Genomic DNA, 19,112 nt, shown 5'->3' with positions numbered 1-19,112 from the left:
CAGATAGCCCGCCGTCTTGTAATGCACGTCCGACAGGWACTTGCCGTGCAGGCCGGCGCGGATCTTGCCGTCGGTGCGGGTCCAGACGATGCTGGCGTCGTACAGCTTGTACGCGTCCTGGTCGATGATGGACGGCGTCTCGAACTGGAACGTGTGGCCGCGGTACGAGGCGCTGCCGATCAGCGACAGGCGGCCGTTGTAGCCCGCCAGCGGCATCGGCACCTCGTAGGTCGCGCGCAGGTTCGCGGAATTGCGCGGCGTGTTCTGGAAGTTGCGCTGGTCCGCCACGTTCACACCCGCTACGATGTACTCCTTGTACTTGGCGTCGATGTAGCTGTACATGCCCGACAGCGTGAATTCCTTCGTCAGGTGGGCCACGGCCTCGAACTCGAAGCCCCGGATCTTCGCCTTGCCGGCGTTCGTGGTGATGCCCGCGAAGCTGTCGTCCTTGCCGTCGCCGTTCGTGTCGATCGCCACCGAGCCCGGGATCTGCACGTCCTTGTAGTCGCTGTAGAACAGTGCGGTGTTGGTCGTGATGCGGCCGCCGTTGAACGAGGATTTCAGGCCCAGCTCGTAGGTGGCGATCGTCTCGGGCTTGTAGCCGGCCCGGGCCTGCGTCAGCGGGATCCTGGTGCCGACCACGTTCGTGCGCGGGTCGAAGCCGCCACCCTTGAAGCCCTGCGAATACGACGCGTACACGTTCTGCTCCGGCGTCGCCTTCCAGTTCAGCGCGATGCGCGGGGTGAACTTCTTGTCCTCGCGCGACAGGCCGCGCAGGTCGGTGTCGGTACGGAACAGGATCGCGCCCGGGTTGCCCATCTCCGGCGTGCCCTTGTTGCCGAGGTAGATCTGGCGGTAGATGTCGGCGTCGCGCTGGTCGACCGTGTAGCGGCCGCCCAGCGACAGTTGCAGCACGTCGGTCAGGCTGTAGCTGCCGTCGGCGTACAGGGCCCAGGCCTTCGTGTCGATGTTGCCGCTCGTGAAGGTGCTGGTGGGGACGGCGCCGGCCAGGATCGTGTCGAACTTGTTGTAGGCGTTGGCGTCGATGTAGTAGATGCCGGCCACGCCCTGGATCTTCGGTCCGGTGTAGGTCAGGTTGAATTCCTGGCTGAACTGGCGGTTCGTGTACAGGGCCGGCACTTCCATGTCGACGACGGGCAGGGCGTCGAAGTCGATCGGGGCCCATGACTTGTCCTGGCGGTGCGCCGTGATCGACTTGAAGGTCAGCTCGGGCGACACGTTCCATTCGACGGTGGCGGCGACGCCGTGCTGGCGCACCTCCTGCTTGTGGCCGAGCGCCGTCAGCATCTCCGCGTTCGTGTCGTACACGTTGGACAGGATCGGCGCGCCGCTCGTGCGGCCGACGATCAGGCGGTGGCCGTTCTTCGGATGCGAATCGTCGTCCGTGACGTCGCCGGCGAGGCGCACGAACAGGTCGGGCGTCGGCGTCCATTCGGCCGACAGGCGCGCGGCCTTGATGTCCTTGTCGTAGTTCGGCGAGCCGTCGAACAGGTTGGTACCGTAGCCGCCGTGCTTGAAGCGGGCCAGGGTGCCGCCCACGCGCAACTGGTCGGTGACGGGCGTGCTGGCCGTGATGACGCCGTCGCGCTCCTGGTAATTGCCCAGCGTGCCCTTCAGGCGCACGTCCGTGCGCGGGGCCAGCCTGCGCGTCACGTACTTGACGGCGCCGCCGATCGTGTTGCGCCCGTACAGCGTGCCCTGCGGGCCGCGCAGCACCTCGATGCGCTCGACGTCGTAGATGTCGGCCACGGCGCCCTGCGGACGCGCCAGGTAGACGTCGTCCAGGTAGATGCCGACACCGGACTCGAACCCGGCCAGTGGATCGGCCTGGCCGACGCCGCGGATGAACGCGGTGAGGGTGGTGTTGGTGGCGCGCGATGCCTTCAGCGTGGTGTTCGGCAACGTGTTGGTGAGGGCGACCACGTCGGGCATGGCCTGTTTCGACAGCTGGTCGGCGCTGAACGCAGTGACGGACACCGGGACATCCTGCAGCGTTTCCTCGCGGCGGCGCGCGGTGACGACGACTTTCTCGATATTGCCTTCGGGCGCGGCGACGGCACCGCTTCCCGTGTCCTGGGCGTGGGTAACGCCGGCGGTACCACCGGAAAGTGCGAGCAGGGCGGCAGCCGAACGGTGGATCAGCTGCTGTTTCTTCTTGCTAAGACGCATTGAGGTCTCCTGACTTTGTTGTGGTGTCATGCGTTCAGGTTCTTCGCATGCACCGCAGTGTGCCTTGGATGAAACTGGCTGAAAAGACAACGCCGCGCCCACCGGGTGTGCGTTAATGCACAGGGTTTGTGACACCGCCGAAGGCGGTTCCGGAGGGCACGACACGTTTCAACGTCCGGAAAACAGGTTTGCTGTGCATACGCAAACGTCATTTCGAAAACGTTGCAGCGGCAATGTGCACTGGTGCACAATATGTCACCTTGATATCAAACAACGGGTTCTCGAAAATCCGCGACGGGTAGGAGAGCCGGGGAGACGACATGCACAGCCTGCCGGAATGGACGGACCTGCGGTTTTTCCTGGAGCTCGCGCGCGCCGGCACCCTGTCCGGGGCGTCGCGCCGCCTCGACGTCGAGCACACGACCGTCGCGCGGCGTATCGACCGCCTCGAGCAGCAGCTCGGCACCACCTTGTTCGACCGCTCGCGCGAAGGCTACGAGCTGACGGAGATGGGCCAGGCGCTGCTGCCGCACGCCGAGGCGATGGAGGGCGCGGCGCTGGCCGCCACCGAGCAACTGGGCGGGGCGGAGGTGGCGGCGCACGGCGTCGTGCGCCTGGGCGTGCCGGAAGTGTTCGGGGTACGCGTCGTCGCGCCCCTGCTCGTGAAGCTGTTCGAGGATCACCCGGACCTGTCGATCGACCTGCTGGCGCTGCCGCGCTTCGCCAACCTGGCCAACCGCGAGGCCGACCTGGGCGTCATGCTCGACCCGCCGTCGACCGGCCGCTACATGGTGACGCGGCTCGCATCGTTCCGCTTCTACCTGTACGCGTCGCCCGTCTACCTGGCGAAGCATCCGCCGATCCGCACACAGGCCGACCTGGAGCCGCACGACTTCGTCGACTACGTGCAGGACCGGTTGGCCAGCCGCGAGCTGTCGTACCTGAACGAACTCGGTTTCACGCCGCGCCGCCGGCTGTGCTGCTCGGGCATGACGGCGCAGATCGAGGCCGCGTCGCTGGGCATGGGCCTCATGATGGCGCCGCCGTACGCGGTGCCGGACGACGGCCGCCTCGTGCGCGTGCTGCCAGGCTTCTACGCGGAACGTTCGTTCTGGCTGGCCGCCCCCGCGGACCTGTACCGGCTGCGCCGGGTGAAGGTCGTCTGGGAGCTGTTGCGCGACCTGGCCGACAACAACCCGAAGCTGTGGTGGCACAAAGGGGACCACGAAAAGGCGGCGTGAACGCCGTTGCGCATGGGTGGTCGATCCGGTCTGCGCGCTACGTGCCGACGATGGCGTAGGGTAGACGGCCCCCGTCTACCATGATGTCGCGATATCGCATGCATTTGGTGGGCACGGGGTGTCCACCCTACGGCATCATTTGGCCGCGGTCCGGAACGGGTTGCGGTCGTTGAGCTCATCGATGTAATCGTCGATGCCCCCGGCCTCGCGCTCCAGGAACCGCTCAACGGCATCCGCGAACGACGGATGCGCGAGCCAGTGCGCCGACCACGTCCGCGTGGGCAGGAACCCGCGCGCCATCTTGTGCTCGCCCTGGGCGCCGCCCTCGAACACCTGGATGCCCTGCTCGATGCAGAATTCCAGCGGCTGGTAGTACGCGGTCTCGAAGTGCAGGCAGGGCACATGTTCCAGCGCGCCCCAGTAGCGACCGTACAATGTGGTCGCATCGTGCACGACGAGCGACGCGGCGATCGGCTGGCCGTCCCGTTCCGCGATCACGAGCAGCAGGTTGTCCGGCATCGTCTTGCCGATGCGGCGAAAGAAGTCCAGGTTCAGGTAGGGCTTCGAGAAGTGTTCGGCATACGTGTTGCGGTAGCAGCGCGTGAAGAAGCGCCAGTCGGCGTCTTCGATCTCGCGCCCGCGCACGCGCCGCAGCACGACGCCCGCCTCGCGCACCTTGCGCCGCTCGGCGCGGATGTTCTTGCGCTTCTTTTGCTCCAGCGTGGCGAGGAAGTCGTCGAAGCTCCCATACCCGGCATTCATCCAGTGGAATTGCACGCCGCTGCGCAGCAGGAAGCCGGCATTCGCCAGCCGGCGAGCCTCCTCGTCCGGAGGAAACAGCACGTGCGTGGACGACACGTCGGTCGCCTTCTGCGTCCTGACCAGCACGTCGACGAGGGCCGCACGGGCGCGCGCGTCGCGTGCGAGCAGGCGCGGGCCGCTCACGGGCGTGAACGGGATCGCGGACAGCAGCTTCGGATAATAGTCGAGCCCATGCTCCTGGTAGGCGTTGGCCCACGCCCAGTCGAACACGTATTCGCCGTACGAATGGCCTTTCGCATACAGGGGCAGGGCGGCGGCCAGCCGGTCGTCCACGTCGTACAAAGCGATGTATTGCGGCTGCCAGCCCGTCTCCGGCGTGGCGCTGCCGGACTCGTGCAGGGCGTGCAGGAAGGCAAAGGACAGGAAGGGGTTGGGCTGCTGCTGCAGGGCCACGAGGGCGTCCCATTCCGCCTGTCCGATCTCGGAAAGAGAGGAAACGATATGCGTGCGATAATTCAAGATGACTTCCGCGATGACTTAGCTGTTGAGACCTATGGCCCATGGATAAGCGATTCTTCAACCTGTACACCCACGACTTCGCGCGCGTCGCCGTCGCCAGCCCGGCTTGCCGTGTCGCCGACCCGGCCTTCAACGCGCAGGAAACGATCCGCCTCGCGCGCCAGGCGGCCGATGAGGGCGCCGTGCTCGCCGCCTTCCCCGAGCTGGGCCTGTCGGCCTACACGTGCGACGACCTGTTCCACCAGCGCGCACTGCTCGATGCCGTGCTCGCCGCGCTGGCGGAAGTGGTCGCCGCGTCCGCCACGTTGCCGCTGGCCCTCGTCGTCGGCGCGCCGCTGCGCGTCGACCACGTGCTGTTCAACTGTGCCGTCGTCATCGCGGGAGGCCGCATCCTGGGCGTGGTCCCGAAAAGCTACCTGCCCAATTATGGCGAATTTTATGAAAGTCGGCAGTTCAGTCCGGCGGACAACGCGGCCGTCGACCGGATTTCCCTGCTCGGCCAGGACGTGCCTTTCGGTCCGGAACAACTGTTCGAGCTGGAGAATCAACCGCTGTTCCGCTTCCACGTCGAGATCTGCGAAGACGTGTGGGTGCCGATCCCGCCGTCCTCGTATGCCGCGCTGGCCGGGGCGACGGTGCTGGTCAACCTGTCGGCATCGAACGTCGTCGTGGGCAAGAGCGGCTACCGCCACCAGCTCGTGTCCCAGCAGTCGGCGCGCTGCCTCGCCGCTTACCTGTACACGTCCGCCGGCCTCGGCGAGTCGACGACCGACATGGCGTGGGACGGCCAGTCGCTGATCTATGAAAAGGGCGACATGCTGGCCGAGTCCGAGCGCTTCCGCGGCGACTCGCACATCATCTTCGGCGACGTCGACCTGGAGCGCCTGTCCGTCGACCGCATGCACACGACGACGTTCGCACAATCCGTGCGCCGGCATGCGCACGAGGTGGCGAAGTTCCGCGTGCAGAAGTTCAGCGTGCCGCTGCCGCTCGAACGCGACCTGCCGCTGGCCCGGCTCATCGAGCGCTTCCCGTACGTGCCGGCCGACGGCCGCCGCCGCGACGCGCGCTGCACCGAGGTCTACAACATCCAGGTACAGGCGCTGTTGCAGCGGCTGCAGTCGTCCGGCCACCAGAAGGTCGTGATCGGGATCTCGGGCGGCCTCGATTCCACGCATGCGCTGCTCGTCTGCGCCAAGGCGATGGACCGGCTGAACCTGCCGCGCACGAACATCCTCGCGTACACGATGCCGGGCTTCGCGACGAGCGAGCGCACACTGCGCCAGGCGCGCGAACTGATGCGCGTGGTCGGCTGCACGGCGCACGAGATCGACATCCGCCCCAGTTGCATCCAGATGCTGAAGGACCTCGGCCACCCGTATGCGGAAGGCGCCGAGCAGTACGACGTCACGTTCGAGAACGTGCAGGCGGGCGAGCGCACGAGTCACTTGTTCCGCCTCGCGAACCATCACCACGCCATCGTGATCGGCACGGGCGACCTGTCCGAGCTGGCGCTGGGCTGGTGTACGTATGGCGTGGGCGACCACATGTCGCACTACAACGTCAATGCCAGCGTGCCGAAGACGCTGATCTCCCACCTCGTGCGCTGGGTCGCCGATACGAAGCAGATCGGCGACACCGGCTCCGACGTGCTGATCAACGTGCTGGAAACGGAGATCTCGCCGGAGCTCGTGCCCGGAAAACAGGGCACGGGCAAGGAAGAGGGCAAGCCGGCGCAGGTCACGGAAGATTTCATCGGCCCGTACGAGCTGCAGGACTTCAACCTGTACTACACGCTGCGTTACGGCTTCGGTCCGGCCAAGGTCGCGTTCCTGGCCTGGAGTGCGTGGCACGACCGCGCCGAGGGCCCGTGGCCGGAAGGCGGCAGCCCGGCGCGCAACCAGTACGAGCTCGGCGCGATCAGGAAGAACCTGGGCATCTTCCTGTGGCGCTTCTTCAAGACGAGCCAGTTCAAGCGCTCGTGCGTGCCGAACGGGCCGAAGGTCGGCAACGGCGGTTCGCTTTCCCCGCGCGGCGACTGGCGCGCGCCGAGCGATTCGGAAGCCGTCGTGTGGATGGACCAGCTGGCGAAGATTCCGGATTGACCGGATGCCATGCGATAATCCGTTCAGTACCTGAAAGGAGAAATAACATGAAACAGATTACCTGCGTGATCAAGCCGTTCAAACTGGACGAAGTGCGCGAAGCGCTGGCCGAGGTGAACGTCACCGGCCTGACCGTCACGGAAGTGAAGGGCTTCGGCCGCCAGAAGGGCCATACGGAACTGTACCGCGGCGCCGAGTACGTGGTCGACTTCCTGCCCAAGGTGAAGATCGAGGTGGTGGTCGACGATGCGTTGACCGAGCAGGTCGTCGACGCGATCATCAAGGCCGCGCGCACGGGCAAGATCGGCGACGGCAAGATCTTCGTGCAGGACGTGGAACAGGTGATCCGCATCCGCACCGGCGAGACGGGCCCGGACGCTGTATAAGCACGAGCGCCGCGGGGCGATGCGTCATCGCCCCAGCCGCACGTCGAACTTCCACGTCACCAGGCGGAACACGACGATGAACAGCGCGCTGGACCACAGCGCGAAGTCGTGCGGGAAGCCGTTCATCCCCAGCAGCAGGAACATCCAGTTGCCGAGGAACGCGCAGATGGCGTAGGGCTTCCCGTCGCGGAACACCATCGGCACCTCGTTGCAGACGATGTCGCGCATTACGCCGCCGAAGATCCCCGTGATCACGCCCATCATCGAGGCGATGAACAACGGCATGTGCGCGTCCAGCGCGGACGACACGCCGGCCACGGAAAACAGGCCCAGGCCGACGGCGTCGGCGATCACGATCAGCCGCTCCGACACGATCTGGCGCAAGGTGCGGATCAGCGGCGATGCCACGAGGGCCAGCACGAAGATCAGGATCGCGTATTCCTGGTGGACCACCCAGAACAGCGGCCGCTTGTCCAGCAGGATGTCGCGCAGGGTGCCGCCGCCGAACGCGGCGATGAAGGCCACCGTAAACACGCCCACCACGTCCATGCGCTTGCGCCGCGCCTCGATGAATCCCGAGAACGCGCCGACGAGGATCGCGATGATTTCGATGGCGGTGACGAGGTGCATGCAGCGGGCGGTCGTTTCGATGCCGCTAGGCTAACATGCCGGACCGCGACGCGTCCGCCCGGTAGGGCGGGCACAGGGGTGCCCACCCTACTGCTTGTCAATAGCAAAGGAAGCTCAATCCAGCAGGGCGGGGCGCAGGAGGACGATCAGTGCGCCGTTGCCGCCATCCTTCCGGTTCGCGACGCAAAAGGCGACGACGTCCGGCGTCTGCACGAGCCAGCTGTGGACCATGCCGCGCAGTACGGGTTCGCCGCCGGCCGAGCCATAGCCCACGCCGTGGATGATGCGTACGCAGCGGATGCCGCGCTTGCTGGATTTGCGCAGGTAGGCGTCGACGTGGCGCCGCGCCAGGTCGCGCGTGAGGCCGTGCAGGTCCAGCTCGTCCTCGACGGGCCAGTGGCGCTTGCGCAGCTTTTTCACGACGTCGGGGCCGACGCCCGGTGCCGACCAGCTGAGGGTGGGATCTTCGTCGAGCAGGCCGTCCACGTCGAACTGGTCGGACAGCATCGATTCGCGCAGCACGGCGGCCGTTTCTTCTTCCGTGGTCCGCCACTGCGGGGTGCGGGGCCGCGCGGGCAGCGGCGTGCCGCGCGTCTCGTAGTCGTGCATCGGGCGCCACACGTAGCGGTCCGACTCGGGCATCTTGACGACGTCCTCGACGGCCGAGCCGAATTCGACGGCGTGCTCGCGCGCGATGCGCTCGCGCTTTTCCCGCTCGGCCTTTTCGATGGCGCGCAGCCGTTCTTCTTCCTTGAGCTTGTCGCGCAAGGCCTTTAGATCAGAAAACTGTTTCATAATTGCTATCGCAATTTATTCCGTCAGCTTGCCCCCGGCAAGCTGACGTGCCAGCCATCGAATGCTTCCAACAGTTTTACTCCAGGGCTTCCAGGTAACGCTGGGCATCCAGCGCGGCCATGCAGCCCGAGCCCGACGAGGTGATCGCCTGGCGGTACACGTGATCCTGCACGTCGCCGGCTGCGAACACGCCCGCAACGCTCGTCGCGGTGGCCATGCCTTCGCTGCCGCCGCGTGTCTTGATGTAGCCGTTGTGCATGTCGAGCTGGCCTTCGAAGATGCCGGTGTTCGGCTTGTGGCCGATCGCAACGAACAGGCCGTGTACCTTGAGGTCCTTCGTGGCGCCGTTCGCCGTCGATTTCAGTTGCAGGCCCGTGACGCCGCTCTGGTCGCCCTTGACCTCGTCCAGCGTCTGGTTCAGCTCCAGCACGATCTTGCCCTCTAGAACCTTGGCCATCAACCGGTCGACGAGGATCGGTTCGGCGCGGAACTTGTCGCGACGGTGGATCAGCGTGACCTTGGTGGCGATGTTCGACAGATACAGCGCTTCCTCGACGGCCGTATTGCCGCCGCCGATCACCGCAACTTCCTGGTTGCGGTAGAAGAAGCCGTCGCAGGTCGCGCAGGCCGAGACGCCCTTGCCCATGAATTCCTGTTCGCTGGGCAGGCCGAGGTATTGCGCCGACGCGCCCGTCGCGATGATCAGCGCGTCACAGGTGAACTCGTGCGAATCGCCGACGAGGCGGATCGGCCGCTCGTTCAGGTACGTCGTGTGGATGTGGTCGAACACGATCTCCGTATTGAAGCGCTCGGCGTGCTGCAGCAGGCGCTGCATCAGTTCCGGGCCCTGGACGCCCAGCGGGTCACCCGGCCAGTTCTCGACGTCCGTCGTCGTCATCAATTGACCACCCTGCTCGACGCCCGTGACCAGCATCGGGCTGAGGTTGGCGCGCGCGGCATACACGGCGGCACTGTAACCGGCGGGGCCGGAACCGAGGATCAGGACTTTGGCGTGTTTACGAGTGGTCATAATGAACTTCTTCTATTGAATGATGCCCGGAAAGTGGGGCCGGGCAGGGCGGGAATCAAGGTGTCGAAGCCCGGATTATAGTCGATGATGCACACAAGCATGAATCGGGGGGCCTGCCCGGCAATATATCGCTTAGAATGGTCATCTTTGGGGCATTGTTACCCGGCAGTACCGTATCAAACAGCAATGAGCAAGAATAGTCCATCGACGAGCACGACCTATACTCACAAGCCGAGACCGCCGCGCCAGCCGCTGCCGAACCGGCTCGTGCGCCTGTTGTCGGAGGCGCGCTGGCTGGCCACGGCCGTCGCATTGTTGTATTTCGTCCTCATTTTGCTCAGCTACAACAAGGCCGATCCGGGCTGGTCGCATGAGAACGCCGTGGCCCACGTCGCCAACCTGGGCGGCCGCGCCGGCGCCTGGCTGGCCGACCTGTTGCTGTTCATTTTCGGCTTTTCCGCCTGGTGGCTGTGCGTCTGCTTCACCCGCGCCGTGTGGCAGGGGTATCGACGGCTGCACACCCGGTTCATCGCGCAGGAAGCCGAGCAGGAACCGGAGCACCAGGGCGAGACGCTGATCCGCTGGATCGGCTTCGTGCTGATGTTCGCCGGCAGCGTCGGCCTGGAATACCTGCGCATGTGGTCGCTGAAAGTCGAGTTGCCGCGCGCGGCCGGCGGCGTGCTGGGCCAGCTGATCGGCCATGGCGCGCATACCGCGTTCGGTTTCACGGGCGCCACGTTGCTGCTGTTGCTGCTGTTCGGCCTCGGGTTCTCCTGGTATTTCCAGGTGTCGTGGCTGGCGGTGGCCGAGCGTATCGGCGAATCCGTCGAGATGACGTGGGACTGGTTCCGCCTGCGTTACGAAGACCGCGAAGACCGCCGCTACGGCGAGATCGCGGCGCACAAGCGCGACGAAGTCGTCGTGCACGAGCGCGTCAAATACGAGGAAAAGCATGCCGGTTCGCCGGTACGCATCGAAAAGCCGCGCTTCGACGACGAGGACGGGCAGGACGCCGCGCCGGCGCCGAGCGCGCCGGGTTTCCTGGCCAAGATGAAAGCCAAGGTCAAGGCGCGCGGCGAAGCGAAGCTGGCCCGGGCACGGGCCGAGCCGCAGATCGACGGCGCAGCTGCGCAGGCGGTTGCGCCGCCGGCCATGGAGCCGTCATTCGACGAGCCGCACGAGCCCGCGCCGCGCGCCCCCGCACCTGCGCCCGCGAAGGCCGCCGCGCCGCTGCCGTCGGCCGCCGCGCCCAATCCGGCACCGATCAAGATCGAACCGCAGATGGTCAGCGTGCCGCGTTCCGAGCGCGCCGAGAAGGAGCGCCAGTCGCATCTGTTCGAAGTCCACGGCGATTCCACGCTGCCCCCGCTGGCGCTGCTGGACGACGCGCCGCCGGTGCAGGAAGCCGTCGCCATCGACACGCTGGAATTCACCAGCCGCCTGATCGAGAAGAAGCTGTCCGACTTCGGCGTCGAGGCGAAGGTCGTGGCCGCATACCCGGGCCCGGTCGTCACGCGCTACGAGATCGAGCCGGCGACGGGGGTGRAGGGTAGCCAGATCGTCAACCTGGCGCGCGACCTGGCGCGTTCGCTGTCGCTGACGTCGATCCGCGTCGTCGAGACGATCCCCGGCAAGAACTACATGGCGCTGGAGCTGCCGAATCCGAAGCGCCAGATCGTGCGCCTGACCGAGATCCTCGGCTCGAAAGTGTATGGCGACAGCGCATCCAGCCTGACCGTCGCGCTGGGCAAGGACATCGCCGGCAAGCCGGTCGTCGCCGACCTCGCCAAGATGCCGCACCTGCTGGTGGCGGGTACGACCGGTTCCGGTAAATCCGTCGGCATCAATGCGACGATTCTGTCGCTGCTGTACAAGGCCGACCCGGCCGACGTGCGCCTGATCCTGATCGACCCGAAGATGCTGGAGATGTCGGTGTACGAAGGCATCCCGCACCTGCTGGCGCCCGTCGTCACGGACATGCGCCAGGCCGGCCATGCGCTGAACTGGGCCGTGAACGAGATGGAGCGGCGCTACAAGCTGATGTCGAAGCTGGGCGTGCGCAACCTGGCCGGCTACAACGGCAAGATCCTGGAAGCGGCCAAGCGCGAGGAACACATTCCGAACCCGTTCTCGCTGACGCCGGACGCGCCCGAGCCGCTGGACAAGCTGCCGACGATCGTCATCATTATCGACGAGCTGGCCGACCTGATGATGGTCGTGGGCAAGAAGGTCGAGGAACTGATCGCCCGTATCGCCCAGAAGGCGCGCGCGGCCGGTATCCACCTGATCCTGGCGACGCAGCGTCCGTCCGTGGACGTGATCACGGGTCTGATCAAGGCCAACATCCCGACGCGTATCGCGTTCCAGGTGTCGTCGAAGATCGACTCACGCACGATTCTCGACCAGATGGGCGCGGAGACGCTGCTCGGCATGGGTGACATGCTGTACATGCCGCCGGGCACCGGCCTGCCGGTCCGCGTGCACGGCGCGTTCGTGTCGGACGACGAAGTGCATCGAGTTGTAAAACACCTGCAGTCCACGGGCGAACCGAATTACATTGAGGGCATTCTCGAAGGCGGCGTGGCCGAGGATGGCGGTGGCGCCGACGGCGTGCCGGCCGGCGAGGGCGGCGGCGAATCCGACGCCATGTACGACCAGGCGGTGGCCGTGGTGCTGAAGAACCGCCGGGCGTCGATCTCGCTGGTGCAGCGCCACCTGCGCATCGGCTACAACCGGGCCGCGCGCCTGCTCGAGCAGATGGAACAGAGCGGCATCGTGTCGCCGATGCAGTCGAACGGCAATCGCGACATCCTGGTGCCCGCAACGAACGCGGAATGACAATGCTGAAACTGAAAACGACACTGATCGCCACGACTTTCCTGATCGCCGGCGCGGCCCACGCCACGGCGCTGGATCAATTCAAATCCTTCGTGACCGGTACCAGATCCGCGCGCGGCGAATTCACGCAGACGCAGGTCCGCACGTCGGGCAAGCCCGGCAAGACGTCGAGCGGCACCTTCGTGTTTTCCCGCCCCGGCAAATTCATCTGGACGTACCAGAAACCGTACGAGCAACTGCTGCAGGCCGACGGCGACACGCTGTACCTGTACGACAAGGACCTGAACCAGGTCACCACGCGCAAGCTGGGCGGTGCGCTGGGCAGCTCGCCCGCGGCTATCCTGTTCGGCAGCAACGACCTGGAAAAGAATTTCACGCTGGCGGAAGCTGGCGCGCAYGACGGCCTGGAATGGCTGAAGGCAACGCCGAAGGCGAAGGACACGACGTTCGAACAGATCGGCATCGGCCTGAAGGACGGTGTCCCGCAGGCGATGGAGCTGAAGGACAACTTCGGCCAGACCGTGCTGCTGAAATTCACGAGCTTCCAGCGCAATCCGGCACTGGGCGCGCAGACCTTCAAATTCGAGGTGCCGAAGGGCGCCGAGGTCGTCAACCAGTAACGAGCGGTGCGCGGGCCGGCGGCCCCGCGCCGCTACAATGCGCACAGGTCAACATGGAAGGAATCACCATGAAGGCAGTGCGCATCCACCAATACGGCGGACGTGAAGTCCTGTCCATCGACGACATTCCCGCGCCGGACATCGGCCCGGACGACGTGCTCGTGCGGGTCGTCGCCGCATCCATCAATCCGGTCGACTGGAAGGCCGAATTCGGGCTGGATCGTATCGTTGAAGCGCATGCCTTGAGCGAAAGTGGGCGGGCGGTGGGCAAGATCGTGCTGTCCGTCGGCCAGCCCTGAGTCCGGCGTACGCCTCCACTGACGGGTGAATGGTGCATCGGCTACACTAGCGCCTTGCACATCAGACCAGACGAATGAACCCGATGCCCGATTCTCCGGCACGCGCCTGCGGAGGCTGCCATGGATGACCTTTTCAAGACCGAACCCGCCGCCCCRCTGGCTGAAGCCCTTCGCCCCAAGACCCTGGACGAGGTCATTGGGCAGTCTCACTTGCTGGGTGAGGGCAAGCCCCTGAGGCTCGCTTTTCAGTCCGGCAAGCCTCACTCCATGATCTTCTGGGGGCCGCCCGGAGTCGGTAAGACCACGTTGGCACGGCTCACTGCCAGTGCCTTCAAGTGTGAGTTCATTGCTTTGTCTGCGGTCTTGTCTGGTGTTAAAGACATCAGAGAGGCCATGGAGCAAGCAAGGCAATTTCTTGCACAGGGCAAGAACACCATCTTGTTCGTAGACGAGATTCACAGATTCAACAAGTCTCAACAAGATGCCTTGTTACCTCATGTGGAGTCGGGTCTCTTTACCTTTATTGGTGCCACCACTGAGAACCCTTCTTTTGAAGTGAACTCGGCCTTGCTGTCTCGTGCTCAGGTCTATGTCCTGAAGTCGCTGACAGACGAAGAGCTGAAGCTGCTTCTTCAGCGAGCACAAGAGAAAGCTCTTGGCGACCTGGAGTTTGAAGAGAAGGCTGTTGATACCATCATTGGGTATGCGGACGGCGATGCCAGACGGTTCTTGAACCTGCTTGAACAGTGCAAGACGGCTGCCGGTGCTGCTGGTGTTTCGAGGATTGATACCAACTTCATCCAGAACGCCTTGACCTTGAACAGTCGGCGTTTTGACAAAGGTGGCGACAACTTTTATGACCAGATTTCAGCCTTGCACAAGTCTGTTCGTGGTTCCCATCCTGATGCGGCGCTCTATTGGCTGACAAGAATGCTGGACGGTGGGGCTGATCCTCGCTATCTATCAAGGCGCATCGTTCGCATGGCCTGGGAAGACATCGGCTTGGCCGACCCAAGAGCCATGCAGATAGCCAATGATGCTGCTTTGACCTATGAGCGGCTGGGAAGCCCTGAAGGTGAGTTGGCGCTTGGTCAAGCAGTCATCTATCTTGCTGTAGCTGCCAAGAGCAATGCGGGTTACAACGCCTACAACCAGGCTCGTGCTTTTGTGAAGCAGGATAAGAGCCGTGAGGTTCCTGTTCATCTTCGGAACGCCCCCACAAAGCTCATGAAAGAACTGGGTTACGGGCATGAATACCGATATGCGCATGACGAGCCGAATGCTTATGCTGCTGGTGAAACCTATCTTCCTGAAGGTATAGAAGAGCCCGGATGGTATCAGCCAGTGCCAAGAGGCCTGGAAATCAAGATCGGTGAAAAGCTGGCCCAGTTACGGAAGTGGGACGAAGAGGCCGGAAATTAAAAGAGGCATTAAGCCATCTTTCTTGAAGACTCAAATCCTTGACTTCCGTTGGTAATCGCCGCTGGTTGAAAATTTGTCCTGCTCGGACATATTATCGAAGCGCTTTTGGGCTTCGATAATAGTGAACTGGTTGTCGTTCGCCCAGTTGACCAGTCCCATTACAGGTTTCAATAGTGTTCTTCCCAATTCCGTGAGGTCGTAATCGACACGCGGAGGAATTGTCGGATATATCGTCCGGGTAACCAATCCATCGCGTTCCAGGCCCCGCAGAGTCAACGTCAGCATGCGCTGGGAGATGCCGTCGATCCCGCGCCTTAACTCATTGAAGCGCCGGGTTCCATTGGCCAGCGACGCGATGATGTAGAGGCTCCATTTATCGCCGATGCGATCCAGTATTTCGCGAGTGGCTTGGCAGCCTCCCGCATTCGACTCTGGCAGTTCGTCGGGTAAATCGATGTGACTTGGTGACATTGGTGTGCCTTCTTGTGGAATATGAGTAGGAACAATACCATCCTTGGTGCGACTGCGTAACTCAAGATTGTTTGGTTACCAGGTTCTCATTTTATACCAAGGAGTCAACATGAGCCAGATATTGCTAATCACTTCCAGCCCGCGTGGTGCTGAAAGCCTTTCAACCCGCTTTGCGACCGAAATCGCCCAAGGCGCCAAGGTCCGCCTGGGCGGCACGCTGGCGATTCGCGACCTTGCAGCGGAGCCGGCGCCGCACATCACGTCGGACTACATCCACGGCCGAGTCACACCTCCTGACGTTCGCACACAAGAACAGGCCAAGGCGGTCAGCTATGCCCAAACGCTGGTCGGCGAGTTGCAGGCCGCCGAGGTGATCGTGCTCGGTTCAGGGATGATGAATTTCGGTCCGTCCTCGCAGCTTAAAGCCTGGTTTGATCATGTTACTTGGCCGGGCGTTACCTTTAGCTACGCCGATGGTGGGTCCAAGGGGTTGTTGACCGGCAAGAAGGTCTATCTTGTCACTGCCAGCGGTGGCGTGTTTTCGGAGGGCCCCTATGCACCGTTCGATTTCCATACCGACTATCTCTTGCATCTGCTCGGATTTATCGGCCTGACCGATATTGAATTGGTGCGCATCGAAGGCACGATGATCAGTTCCGACGCAGCCAGAGCCGCCATCGTCCATGCCGAAGCGACGGTGCAATCTTTCCTGGCGGCGGCCTGAGATCATGGCTGCGAGAAAGACTATCGCCCTGTTTGGAGCGACCGGGGCAACCGGCGTTCCTTGTGGATCAGGTGACCGACAAAACATTCGTCCGGGTTGCACCTGGAATCGCTAACCGTTGAGGAAAGGAAAACAAACGTGCGAATCGACCTCTATACCGAGATCACCTGCCCTTGGTGCATCATCGGCCAACATCGGCTTGACAAAGTTTTGAAAGAGCGCTTTCCCGGCCTTGCCGTGGATATCCATCATCATCCTGTCCTGCTGCTGCCAGATGCTCCCGCTGCCGGACTGTACATCCCGGACTTGCTGCGTAAGCGATACGGGATAACCGACCCTCAGGCCGCGTTTGCGCGACCCGAAGCCGAAGCGCTTGCGTCCGCGTTAAATCTAAATCTTGGCCGTCAGTTATACACCTATCCGACGCAGGCTGCCCACGCCCTCATCCAGGCAGCAAGAGAGCGCGGGACACAGCATCAACTTGCAGTCGCGATCACGGGAGCCTACTTTCTGGAAGCAAAGAATATTGCAGAGGTCGATGTGCTGGTCGACATCGCTGCGGCCCATGGATTCGAGCGCGACGAAGCCCGTAGCATCGCAATCGATCCGGCATGGCGCACGCGGGTAGAACAGGAGGCCGCAAACTCTGCTGCGGCGGGCGTGCGGTCGGTTCCTCACTTCGTTTTCGGCGGTCGTGTCGAAATCAATGGGGGCCGCAGCGAAGACGAGATTGCTGCAGCAATTGGTAAAGCAATCCATGGCATTGCAACGCAACCAGCGGGCTAGCAGATGATGTAGCGACTCACGGCGGCAGGTTCTGCCGGCCGCCGGGTTGGCTCAGCCCCCCAATGCAGCCTCGCAACAGCTGGCCCGGCTGCGCAGCCTGGACGACGAAGCGAGGTCCGGCGGCGCGTCGGACTGACCGCCGGACTCACTCTACCCCGCGGCGCGGCTGGCCGCCCGTGCCGCCGTCGTCCTTCGGTACGCGCCGGCGCAGTACCGTCAACTGGCCGTCCGGTTCCAGCCACGCGCGCCGGACCTGGGCGATGTCGTCGACCTCGTGCTCGTGCAGCATGGCCTGCAATTCCTCGTCGCTGATCAGCTCGCGCCGCAGCGCGCCCTCCTGCTTGACCCCGTCCTTGATGATGCAGATCGGCGGCGCCAGCGCGAAGCGCCGGAACCATCGATAGCGGTAACTGAGCCAGTTCAGTACGTAGTTCCAGCCGATGATCGTGCCGATCAGGACGAAGCCGTCGACGACGGACGTGTAATCGCCGGCCATGGCGTTCTGGGCGGCATCGGCGATGATGACGAGCACGAGCAGGTCGGACAACCCCAGCGCACCGGCGTCGCGCCGCACGATGAAGCGGAACAGGCAGAACAGGAAGATATAGGTCAGCGTGCCGCGCACGAACAGTTCGAGCGGCGGCACGGTGAACGTGAACAGGGCTTCCCAATCGATGTCCATGATGGCCTCCCTGGCATCAGACTGCCACGCCGGCGCAAAGATCGGCGCGCAGCCATCGCTTGCCGGCGGCGACTTGGTACAATTGCGCTTTCGATATCCTACCCTGCGACAATCCCGATAATGATAGACATCCAACTCCTCCGCAAAGACATCGACAACGTCGCCGCACGCCTCGCGAGCCGCAAGTACCAGCTCGACGTCGCCGGATTCAACGCCCTCGAAGCCGAGCGCAAGGCGATCCAGACGCGTACCGAGGAATTGCAGGGCAAGCGCAACTCGCTGTCCAAACAGATCGGCATGCTGAAAGGCAAGGGCGAAGACACGAGCGCCGTGATGGCCGAGGTGGCCGGCATCGGCGACGAGCTGAAAGCCAACGAGACGGCCCTGGCCCAAGTCCAGGAGAAAGTGGCGCACTTCATGGCCGCGATCCCGAACCTGCCGCACCCGTCCACGCCGGTCGGCCAGGACGAGTCGGGCAACGTGGAAGTCCGCAAGGTGGGCACGCCGCGTGCGTTCGATTTCGAAGTGAAGGACCACGTCGACGTCGGCGGCCCGCTGGGCCTGGATTTCGATACGGCGGCCAAGCTGACCGGCTCGCGCTTCGCCGTGATGAAGGGCGGCATCGCGCGCCTGCACCGCGCGCTGGCGCAATACATGCTGGACACGCACACTGGCCAGCACGGCTACATGGAGTGCTACACGCCGTACATGGTCAACGCGGATTCGCTGCGCGGCACGGGCCAGCTGCCGAAGTTCGAGGAAGACCTGTTCGCCGTGAAGAAGGGCGGCGCGGAAGGCGAGGGCGAGAATTTCTACCTGATCCCGACGTCGGAAGTCTCGCTGACGAACATGGTGCGCGACGAAATCGTGGCGGCGGAATCCCTGCCGATCAAGATCACGGCGCACACCCCATGCTTCCGCTCGGAAGCCGGCAGCTACGGCCGCGACACCCGCGGCATGATCCGCCAGCACCAGTTCGACAAGGTCGAGCTCGTCCAGATCGCACATCCGGAACAGTCGTACGGCGCGCTGGAAGACATGGTCGGCCAGGCGGAAACGATCCTGAAGAACCTGGGCCTGCCATACCGCGTGATGCAACTGTGCACGGGCGACATGGGCTTTTCTGCTGCGAAAACCTACGACCTGGAGGTCTGGCTGCCGGCGCAGAACACGTACCGCGAAATCTCGTCGCTGTCGAACTGCGAAGACTTCCAGGCCCGCCGCATGCAGGCCCGCTTCCGCAACGCAAAGGGCAAGCCGGAACTGCTGCACACGCTGAACGGCTCGGGCCTGGCCGTGGGCCGCACGCTGGTGGCGGTGCTGGAGAATTACCAGCAGGCGGATGGCAGCGTGGTGATTCCGGAAGTGCTGCGTCCGTACATGGGCGGCCTGGAGCGCCTGACGGCCTGAGGCTTGGTTGCTCAGGTTGGTTGATCAAATAGGCCTTCCGTTTTTGTGGGAGGCCGTCTATAATGCGGCCTCACGCGAAACGACCGCGACACGGAGAGGTGGCAGAGTGGTCGAATGTACCTGACTCGAAATCAGGCGTACGGGTGACCGTACCGTGGGTTCGAATCCCACCCTCTCCGCCAAACAAACAAGGCCCCGATGG

At 63.7% G+C, this 19,112-nt stretch carries 17 protein-coding genes and 1 tRNA gene; 11 read left to right on the top strand and 7 right to left on the bottom strand.

Features of this window, described 5'->3' with window-relative positions:
• On the bottom strand, nucleotides 1–2,190 hold a 2,190-nt coding region (locus AC1DYX_RS14080), incomplete at its 3' end, for a TonB-dependent receptor (protein WP_477259739.1).
• Between the two features lie 320 nt (nucleotides 2,191–2,510).
• On the opposite strand from AC1DYX_RS14080, the gene AC1DYX_RS14075 reads away from it, so the two are divergent.
• Complete coding sequence (locus AC1DYX_RS14075; protein WP_477259737.1) at nucleotides 2,511–3,431, top strand: LysR family transcriptional regulator; 921 nt, start codon at nucleotides 2,511–2,513, stop codon at nucleotides 3,429–3,431.
• Nucleotides 3,432–3,566: 135 nt separating this feature from the next.
• Here AC1DYX_RS14075 and AC1DYX_RS14070 read toward each other — a convergent pair whose 3' ends face one another.
• Nucleotides 3,567–4,712, bottom strand: coding sequence for a GNAT family N-acetyltransferase (locus AC1DYX_RS14070; protein WP_477259735.1), 1,146 nt, complete (start codon nucleotides 4,710–4,712; stop codon nucleotides 3,567–3,569).
• A 41-nt stretch (nucleotides 4,713–4,753) separates the two neighbouring features.
• Between AC1DYX_RS14070 and AC1DYX_RS14065 the strand changes: the two genes are divergently transcribed.
• Together AC1DYX_RS14065 and AC1DYX_RS14060 are read left to right on the top strand one after the other, a co-directional pair.
• Nucleotides 4,754–6,817, top strand: coding sequence for an NAD(+) synthase (locus AC1DYX_RS14065; RefSeq protein WP_477259733.1), 2,064 nt, complete (start codon nucleotides 4,754–4,756; stop codon nucleotides 6,815–6,817).
• A 47-nt stretch (nucleotides 6,818–6,864) separates the two neighbouring features.
• On the top strand, nucleotides 6,865–7,203 hold the full coding sequence (locus AC1DYX_RS14060; protein ID WP_198119148.1) for a P-II family nitrogen regulator: 339 nt from the start codon (nucleotides 6,865–6,867) through the stop codon (nucleotides 7,201–7,203).
• 24 nt (nucleotides 7,204–7,227) lie between these two features.
• On the opposite strand, the gene AC1DYX_RS14055 is transcribed toward AC1DYX_RS14060, so the two are convergent.
• The 3 genes from AC1DYX_RS14055 to trxB all read right to left on the bottom strand — a co-directional run bounded on the left by AC1DYX_RS14055 (nucleotide 7,228) and on the right by trxB (nucleotide 9,658).
• Nucleotides 7,228–7,833 (bottom strand): trimeric intracellular cation channel family protein, encoded by a 606-nt coding sequence (locus AC1DYX_RS14055; RefSeq protein ID WP_477259731.1) that lies wholly within the window; start codon nucleotides 7,831–7,833, stop codon nucleotides 7,228–7,230.
• 114 nt (nucleotides 7,834–7,947) lie between these two features.
• The gene (locus AC1DYX_RS14050) at nucleotides 7,948–8,637 is read right to left on the bottom strand and encodes a Smr/MutS family protein (protein WP_477259742.1); all 690 of its coding nucleotides are present in this window, start codon (nucleotides 8,635–8,637) and stop codon (nucleotides 7,948–7,950) included.
• Between the two features lie 67 nt (nucleotides 8,638–8,704).
• Nucleotides 8,705–9,658, bottom strand: a complete 954-nt coding sequence (gene trxB / locus AC1DYX_RS14045) for a thioredoxin-disulfide reductase (RefSeq protein WP_477259729.1) — start codon at nucleotides 9,656–9,658, stop codon at nucleotides 8,705–8,707.
• 186 nt (nucleotides 9,659–9,844) lie between these two features.
• Here trxB and AC1DYX_RS14040 point away from each other — a divergent pair, with 186 nt between their 5' ends.
• From AC1DYX_RS14040 to AC1DYX_RS14025, 4 genes are all read left to right on the top strand, one after another.
• A complete protein-coding gene (locus tag AC1DYX_RS14040; protein ID WP_477259726.1) occupies nucleotides 9,845–12,496 on the top strand; it encodes a DNA translocase FtsK in 2,652 nt (883 codons plus the stop codon).
• Nucleotides 12,493–13,116, top strand: coding sequence for an outer membrane lipoprotein chaperone LolA (gene lolA / locus AC1DYX_RS14035; protein ID WP_477259724.1), 624 nt, complete (start codon nucleotides 12,493–12,495; stop codon nucleotides 13,114–13,116). Before AC1DYX_RS14040 ends, lolA begins: the two co-directional genes overlap by 4 nt.
• A 68-nt stretch (nucleotides 13,117–13,184) precedes the next feature.
• On the top strand, nucleotides 13,185–13,415 hold the full coding sequence (locus AC1DYX_RS14030; RefSeq protein ID WP_477259722.1) for a zinc-binding dehydrogenase: 231 nt from the start codon (nucleotides 13,185–13,187) through the stop codon (nucleotides 13,413–13,415).
• A 120-nt stretch (nucleotides 13,416–13,535) separates the two neighbouring features.
• On the top strand, nucleotides 13,536–14,837 hold the full coding sequence (locus AC1DYX_RS14025; RefSeq protein ID WP_477259720.1) for a replication-associated recombination protein A: 1,302 nt from the start codon (nucleotides 13,536–13,538) through the stop codon (nucleotides 14,835–14,837).
• Nucleotides 14,838–14,867: 30 nt separating this feature from the next.
• On the opposite strand, the gene AC1DYX_RS14020 is transcribed toward AC1DYX_RS14025, so the two are convergent.
• Nucleotides 14,868–15,308, bottom strand: coding sequence for a winged helix-turn-helix transcriptional regulator (locus AC1DYX_RS14020; protein WP_477259718.1), 441 nt, complete (start codon nucleotides 15,306–15,308; stop codon nucleotides 14,868–14,870).
• A gap of 109 nt (nucleotides 15,309–15,417) precedes the next feature.
• Here AC1DYX_RS14020 and AC1DYX_RS14015 point away from each other — a divergent pair, with 109 nt between their 5' ends.
• Both AC1DYX_RS14015 and AC1DYX_RS14010 read left to right on the top strand, forming a co-directional pair.
• On the top strand, nucleotides 15,418–16,032 hold the full coding sequence (locus tag AC1DYX_RS14015) for an FMN-dependent NADH-azoreductase (RefSeq protein ID WP_477259716.1): 615 nt from the start codon (nucleotides 15,418–15,420) through the stop codon (nucleotides 16,030–16,032).
• A gap of 138 nt (nucleotides 16,033–16,170) precedes the next feature.
• Complete coding sequence (locus AC1DYX_RS14010) at nucleotides 16,171–16,818, top strand: DsbA family oxidoreductase (RefSeq protein ID WP_477259714.1); 648 nt, start codon at nucleotides 16,171–16,173, stop codon at nucleotides 16,816–16,818.
• 145 nt (nucleotides 16,819–16,963) lie between these two features.
• Here AC1DYX_RS14010 and AC1DYX_RS14005 read toward each other — a convergent pair whose 3' ends face one another.
• Nucleotides 16,964–17,500, bottom strand: a complete 537-nt coding sequence (locus tag AC1DYX_RS14005; protein WP_477259712.1) for a DUF421 domain-containing protein — start codon at nucleotides 17,498–17,500, stop codon at nucleotides 16,964–16,966.
• Between the two features lie 120 nt (nucleotides 17,501–17,620).
• On the opposite strand from AC1DYX_RS14005, the gene serS reads away from it, so the two are divergent.
• Nucleotides 17,621–18,910, top strand: a complete 1,290-nt coding sequence (gene serS / locus AC1DYX_RS14000; protein WP_477259710.1) for a serine--tRNA ligase — start codon at nucleotides 17,621–17,623, stop codon at nucleotides 18,908–18,910.
• A 92-nt stretch (nucleotides 18,911–19,002) separates the two neighbouring features.
• Nucleotides 19,003–19,092, top strand: a tRNA-Ser gene (locus AC1DYX_RS13995).
• The last annotated feature ends 20 nt before the right edge of the window (nucleotides 19,093–19,112 follow it).

The organism is Massilia sp. P2_C2 (assembly GCF_056404615.1).
This window is presented reverse-complemented; position numbering and strand designations above follow the sequence as displayed.